Source organism: Candidatus Dedyshia acidiphila, from assembly GCF_051025295.1.
Classification (GTDB): Bacteria; Acidobacteriota; Terriglobia; order Terriglobales; family Acidobacteriaceae; genus KBS-83.
The window spans coordinates 1-254 of the sequence record NZ_JBMGJV010000111.1 but is presented as its reverse complement, the minus strand read 5'-3'; the positions used below and the strand labels follow the sequence as shown (position 1 = coordinate 254).

Below are 254 nucleotides of genomic sequence, written 5' to 3'. Positions count from 1 at the left end.
ATCTCGGTGACCCGGATTACGCGCAGCTTCCGATTGAGGAACTGCTCAGCCCCGGCTATGCAGATGCGTGGCGCAAGAGCATCCAACCGGACCATGCCACGCCATCGAGCACGCTCAAACGGCCGGCCGACTTTCTGCCGCTGCCACCTGGAGCGAAGGCTGCCGACGCAAAGTCGGTGGATACGACGCACTACTCGGTTCTGGACGCAGATGGCAATGCTGTCGCAGTGACCACAACCCTCAATGACAGCTTC

1 protein-coding gene is annotated in these 254 nt (G+C 61.0%); it reads left to right on the top strand.

Annotation, left to right across the window (positions count from 1 at the left end):
* A partial coding sequence (locus tag AC5IJH_RS18400) for a gamma-glutamyltransferase (RefSeq protein ID WP_491904275.1) occupies positions 1 to 254 on the top strand: 254 nt, incomplete at both ends.